General features: G+C 41.8%; 7 protein-coding genes. 3 read left to right on the plus strand and 4 right to left on the minus strand.

The genetic code is table 11. The annotated features are described in order from the left end of the window. Position 1 precedes the first annotated feature (1 nt). Entirely contained in the window at positions 2–1,258 is a 1,257-nt protein-coding gene (locus F895_RS11960; RefSeq protein WP_005240339.1) for an esterase-like activity of phytase family protein, read from the minus strand. A 148-nt stretch (positions 1,259–1,406) separates the two neighbouring features. Beyond that, positions 1,407–1,811 (minus strand): helix-turn-helix domain-containing protein, encoded by a 405-nt coding sequence (locus F895_RS11955; RefSeq protein ID WP_005240343.1) that lies wholly within the window; start codon positions 1,809–1,811, stop codon positions 1,407–1,409. Positions 1,812–1,892: 81 nt separating this feature from the next. Here F895_RS11955 and F895_RS11950 point away from each other — a divergent pair, with 81 nt between their 5' ends. The 3 genes from F895_RS11950 to F895_RS0118860 all read left to right on the plus strand — a co-directional run bounded on the left by F895_RS11950 (position 1,893) and on the right by F895_RS0118860 (position 4,028). Then, the gene (locus tag F895_RS11950; protein WP_005240345.1) at positions 1,893–2,384 is read left to right on the plus strand and encodes a DUF2938 domain-containing protein; all 492 of its coding nucleotides are present in this window, start codon (positions 1,893–1,895) and stop codon (positions 2,382–2,384) included. A gap of 199 nt (positions 2,385–2,583) precedes the next feature. Continuing rightward, the gene (locus tag F895_RS11945) at positions 2,584–3,147 is read left to right on the plus strand and encodes a lytic transglycosylase domain-containing protein (RefSeq protein ID WP_005240347.1); all 564 of its coding nucleotides are present in this window, start codon (positions 2,584–2,586) and stop codon (positions 3,145–3,147) included. Between the two features lie 362 nt (positions 3,148–3,509). Further along, entirely contained in the window at positions 3,510–4,028 is a 519-nt protein-coding gene (locus F895_RS0118860; protein WP_026040139.1) for a lytic transglycosylase domain-containing protein, read from the plus strand. Positions 4,029–4,091: 63 nt separating this feature from the next. On the opposite strand, the gene cysK is transcribed toward F895_RS0118860, so the two are convergent. Continuing rightward, on the minus strand, positions 4,092–5,093 hold the full coding sequence (cysK, locus tag F895_RS11940; RefSeq protein ID WP_005240351.1) for a cysteine synthase A: 1,002 nt from the start codon (positions 5,091–5,093) through the stop codon (positions 4,092–4,094). 246 nt (positions 5,094–5,339) lie between these two features. Beyond that, on the minus strand, positions 5,340–5,882 hold the full coding sequence (locus F895_RS11935; protein WP_005240353.1) for a GNAT family N-acetyltransferase: 543 nt from the start codon (positions 5,880–5,882) through the stop codon (positions 5,340–5,342). Between the last annotated feature and the right edge of the window lie 338 nt (positions 5,883–6,220).

The raw sequence follows: 6,220 nt of genomic DNA on the forward strand, positions 1-6,220 counted from the left end.
TTTAAAATAATGCTTTGGGCAAGCGAATCTGAATGATTTCATTATCATCCGCGAGTTTAGCATTCCGTCCAGAAGAACCAGGGAAGTTATTGTCATTCAGTACCGTCAAAGTCGTAGCATTTTCAATGATCACATCCTCAATGGTTTCAAATGGGAAAGCAAACACCTTACCTGTTCCGATATCACCAGTCCGTGCAGTGCCATACAAGCCATTTGGATTGGCAATTTTCATTAAATCCACCAGATCTTCACGTGCGACGGCTTGCTTCGGCTCATTGAATTTAATTCGGATCAGCTTTTTATAGCCGCCCAGATTATTCTGGCTGACATCACGTTCAATAATGATACCTTCTTTGTCATTGAATAATTGGAAATCTCCAATATTGGTGGCTTTACTATCCAGTACAAACCAATAATAAACACCTGTATAGGTCTTTTTCTGTAGATCAAATTGGGAGATCAGTAATCTGCCTGTCGAGTCATTGACGAGAGGCTTTTCTAGCAATGGATACAGATACTTGCCATCTGGTGAAATCGCCATGCCTTCAAAACCACTACTGCGTCCAACCAAGGGTTCAACATAATTGATCTTGGCTTTATTCAATTGATTTTGCGGCGAACGTAATTCTTGCGCTGGATTCATTGGATTTGGCAATCCAATCGGTGCATCAAGTAACACTCCATCTGCAGAGAAGTGTAGTAAATAAGGACCAAATTCCTCACCGATCCAATAACTACCATCAGGCGCACGCTGCATGGATTCAGGGTCGAAATCCGCCCCAGTCAATAATCGCTCTGGCGTATTGCCATTTACAATCTCAAAAGGAACCAATTTATTTGGGTCTCGTAATTGGATAAAACTTTGTACTTGTACCTGTCCTGTCCCTTTGCTCTTGGTTTTAAAGTCAGCTTTGAGTTTATAAATTCTTAATAAGAAATCGGCTGAATTCTCCTGTGTACCAAAACCGTTATCGGCCATGGCCATATAACTACCATCAGCATTTTTCAACGCGGCTGAAAAGCCTTGGACAGGCTGCCCTTTGAAAGGTGGATAAATGCCATTGGCGCCACTGACGGCTAGACCTGAATCGGGTCCAGCGGCATAAGTAGCCACAGGAAGTTTAGCAAAAGCGACCAATGTCGGTTCAGTGACTGGGTCTGTCGAGGTATTCTGGTCTTGATTATTATTGTCATCATTACAGCCGGTTAAACCCAAAGCTGTGCAGCAAAATAAGGCCAATAAAGTTTTCTTGTTCATTGTTTTATACGTTTGGTAAAAATTAGACAAATTTAAACAAGTTTTTATGACGCTTTTACTGCAATAAAATGAAGTCTTTATGGCGAAAAGATGACAATCACGCTTGGTTTTTCTCTCTAAGCGCAACCAATTGTCACCATATCCTATTCTAAAGTTTGGTCGGCTGATATTCCCCGGCAATTGCAGCTTTAAGCAACTTTTGAAAGGTTGGACATTGCAGATGATGTGCTGCGGGACAAATGGCTGCATGTCGAAGTCCTTCACTGATAAAATGCAACCGCCGCATCATCTGTTCAAGTTGTTCCGCTTTTTTATTCAACATGTTTCGATCTAATTGAGGCTGACCATCTTGATCAAACATCTGTGCAATTTCAGTTAAGGAAAAACCTGCTGTCCGCCCCAAAGCAATCAATGCCAATTGATCCAAAACTTGTTTGCCATATTGTCGGCGTAAGCCATGACGACCAATCGATTTAATCAAACCTTTTTCTTCATAAAAACGTAGTGTCGATGTTGCAACATTCGCTTTTTTTGCAACTTCACCAATATCCATACATCCACCTTGACTTCAAGTTGACTTGAACTTGCACACTGTCTTTATCTCTTTTTGTATAGAAAAAATCAAGGTGTAAAAATGCAAACTGTCGAACTGTTTTTTCAAATATTTTGTCTCGGGATTGGTACGACCATCCTCATGGATTTATGGCTTCTAGTTTTAAAAAAACTCAATCAGCCCATCTTAAATTTTACCCTGCTGGGTCGTTGGGTCGGCTGGATGCTTCGCGGCAAATTTCGGCATCAATCGATTGCCCAAAGCCCCGCCATTCGACATGAATATGCATTGGGTTGGCTGGCGCATTACAGTGTCGGCATCCTGTTTGCATTTGGCTTTATTTTAATGATAGGCAAACAATGGCTGTTACAGCCCCAATTTTATTCCGCTTTTTGTTTTGGTCTGATCACGGTGCTCATGCCTTTTCTAATCATGCAACCCGCCATGGGTGCGGGGATTGCTTCATCCAAAACCCCACACCCCTTGCAAAACAGCCTTCGAAGTCTGCTCAATCACGCTATTTTCGGTTGCGGTTTATACCTCATGGCTCAGCTATTGCAACGGTTCAACTAAGACACACAAAACCTGCTCGTTGACAGGAATGAACGGCAACCAACCCTATCGGAGAAAGCCTCAACAGGAGATCGGGGCTTTTTTCTTCAGCTGAATAGCTAAAATTAAACGATTTACCCAAACAGATTACATTGACTCACATCAACTTGCTCCCTACCATCCGCATGTTTTTTATATTTGATGGTCAAATTGTTTCACGATGATAATTTACAACAAATTTTCTTTTTCTTGTTTTCAAATCTCTTTTGCCAAATTAACTCTCATTGTTTTTAGTACTTATCTCACTGTGGCTTGTACCAGCACCAAAGTTGCTACAGTTAATCACTCTCAAAAGCTTGCTTCAGGCATTCAAAGTGCTTTTTCAGTTTCACCAACAACGGCAAATCGCGTTGCACCGATCATTCTGCAAACGGCCGAGCGCCATAATATTTCACCCCATTTGCTTGCAGCCGTGATTCGTCAAGAATCCAGCTATAGAACTCGTGCACGTTCTTCAGCTGATGCGGTCGGATTAACCCAAGTCCGACCAAAATTCTGGCAACAGTTCTGTCCTGGTGATTTATATGATGAACACGTCAACATCAATTGTGGTGCCTACATTTTAGCGAACTATTATCAATCCACAGGCGATTGGTCAAAAGCACTTGGCTACTACAATGTTGGACCTACAGGTTATCGAAGAAGTCCCTATATGCGCCAGCAAGCTGAACGCTATGCCAACTCGGTTAAACGGCATGAACAAAGCTTAAAAGCAGCGCTATAATGTATTGTTGTCAGTCAAAACCTACATAAACTGTGGTGATTCGCGAATATCTAAGATGGCACAATTGCCCTAATCTGTTCATCATACAGAGATAGGATGTCTCATTCAGAACAACAAGAAACACTGGATGTGGTCGTTGACAGGAGTTGGCGGCAAGAAACCAAATATGAGAAAGCCTCGACAGGATGTCGGGGCTTTTTTATGTTCAGGTCGAGTCCAATCATTACGGTAAAATAACTGCTATTGACTCCCCTAAACCGAGTGCATACCATCCTTATAATTTTGTTTGGTATCGGGTCTTGGTTTTGCACATCACATCAACTTCATCTGATCAACACACGGCCTTTAAACCGTTCGCCTTCATCATTTTAAAGATCAGCCTTGTTGTGCTTGCAATCAGTCTATCTGCCTGTAGTAGTTTAAGTGGCTCCTTTGCCAATCGCTCAAATCAGCTTTCATCAGGCTTACAAAATGCCTATTCGGTTTCCCCGACGACCGCCAATCGCTTATCGCCGATAATCATTCAAAGTGCTGAACGTTATGAAGTCTCACCTACACTGCTCGCAGCTCTGATCCGCCAAGAATCCAACTACAATAGTGCGGCCCGTTCACCCACAGGTGCAATAGGCTTAACCCAAATCATTTCCAGTCATTGGCGTCAGTCCTGCCCAGGCAATCTCTATGATGAGAATGTCAATATTAACTGTGGTGCACATGTACTCTCGACTTACTACAGATCAGCAGGTAGCTGGTCTAAAGCTGTGGCCTATTACAATGTCGGACCAACCGGCTATGAACGCAGTTTCTGGACCCGCCATAAAGCCAAAAAATATGCACGCTCCGTCAAACGCCACGAAAAAACCCTAAAGAAAGCACTTTAAAATCAATTAAGACTAAAAAACCATGCGCTTAGGCATGGTTTTTTTATGAGCTGAAGAATGAAATTAAGCGTCGTCAAATAAACCTTCAAATAACACTGAAGATAAATAACGCTCGCCACTATCAGGCAAGATCACCACAATGGTTTTGCCTGCATTTTCAGGACGTTCAGCAATTTGCGCTGCCGCCGCTAATGCTGCGCCACTCGAGATACCGACCAAGATGCCTTCTTGTGTTGCACACTTTCTTGCCCACTCAATCGCATCTGCGCTATTCACAGGTAATACTTCATCAACCAAATCAAGGTCTAAGTTTTTAGGAATAAAGTTCGCGCCAATGCCTTGGATTTTATGGGGTGCAGGGGTGATGCTTTCGCCACGTTTGGTTTGAGTGATAATGGGTGATTCGGCGGGTTCAACAGCAACTGAATAGAGCGGCTTATTCTGAACTTGCTCAAAATAACGTGAAATCCCAGTAATGGTACCACCCGTTCCTACACCCGCAACCAAGATATCAACTTGACCATTGGTAGCCTGCCAGATTTCAGGACCGGTGGTATCAACATGAATCTGTGGATTGGCTGGATTTTCAAATTGCTGTGGCAAGAAATATTGTTCTGGATTTTCCGTTGCTAGACGAACTGCCTCATCTACTGCACCTTTCATGCCTTTGGCAGGATCAGTCAACACCAGATGTGCACCTAATGCCTTTAACACCTTTCTACGCTCTAAGCTCATACTGGCTGGCATTGTTAAGGTAATCGGATAACCTTTGGCTGCCGCAACAAACGCCAATGCAATCCCTGTATTACCACTGGTTGGCTCCACAATATGCATACCTGCTTTAAGTACACCACGTTTCTCCGCATCTGCGATCAACGCTGCGCCAATACGGCATTTCACTGAAAATGCGGGGTTACGGCTTTCAACTTTTGCCAGTACAGTTGCGCCTGTTTTGATCAGACGATTAATACGAACTAAAGGTGTATTACCAATCGCTTCGGCATTATTGGAATAAACTGCGATACCTAGGTTGGCAGGTACTGGAAATTGTTGATCGGTCGACATGTTATTTCCTTATTAGATTTGGAATGATTCTCAATCATTATAGGCTTGTCAGCCAAGGAGAAAAGCAGAAAACGTTAAGATTTATGAAAAGTTATAATCTTCAATGATATAAAAGATTAAATGAGCAATTAATCTCATTCTGCTAACAAATTTTTTTTATTTTTAAATCAAACTATATCTAATTCTATCTTTATATATGCCTCTTATTAGCATAATTTCAGTCAGGGTTGTGGATTAAGCTAGGGATTACCAGAGCTCACCTTCTCGCCAATCAGCGCAAATCGTATCATCAGCTGTACTACGTGACGGCAACTCTTTCAGTTGAATACTCAATGGATACAGCATGATTTCATTCTCATCGGTCAGATAAGTAGACCTATCTTGCTGAATATATAAATCCCCCAACCAAGAAGTCCAGCCTAATTTTTTATAGAATGCATCATTTTCAGGCTGTAATGCGGCAAGTTCATAACCCAAGCGAGTTAAGGCATCGACCAAATATCTTAATAATTGTGATGCTAATCCTTTACCCCGCATCATTTCATCAGTCGTCACGTATTCAACATAAGCAGTTTTTACCTGATGATTACCATGAATAGTGAAAACTCTATCTGTCCATAGGGCATGCGATACAATTTTTTCGTCCAAGATACCGACGAGATGAGTAGCTGTTTGCATGAAAGCATATTGGCTCCAAGGATCCTCATCAAAAGCAGCAAAACACAACTTGGCAATCTGTTGTCGCTGTTGTGGCTCTAGGTCTCGGGCTGCGATAATTTTAAACTGCATAGCAAAGGCTCAATTCAAATTGAATGTATTTTAGGCAAGGATTAGGATAAAATGAAGTATTTTTAGTCAAATCTAATTAAAACAAATGGATATATCATTAAAAACCCTAAATAGGCGCTTCCGATAGCAAATAAAAGTGTATGGAAAATCATATCAGGCCTAATAGCATTTCTTATTTACGTCTTTTTAGATATTAAATTATATTTTCCCAATAAAAAAACACCCCCAACTGTTATGTTGGGGGTGTTTAGTATTTAAAAGCTGGCGATGACTTACTCTCACATGGCAAGTGCCACACTACCATCAGCGCTAAGAGGTTTCACTTCTGAGTTCGGGAA

This window comes from Acinetobacter sp. CIP 64.2 (assembly GCF_000369645.1).
GTDB lineage: Bacteria > Pseudomonadota > Gammaproteobacteria > Pseudomonadales > Moraxellaceae > Acinetobacter.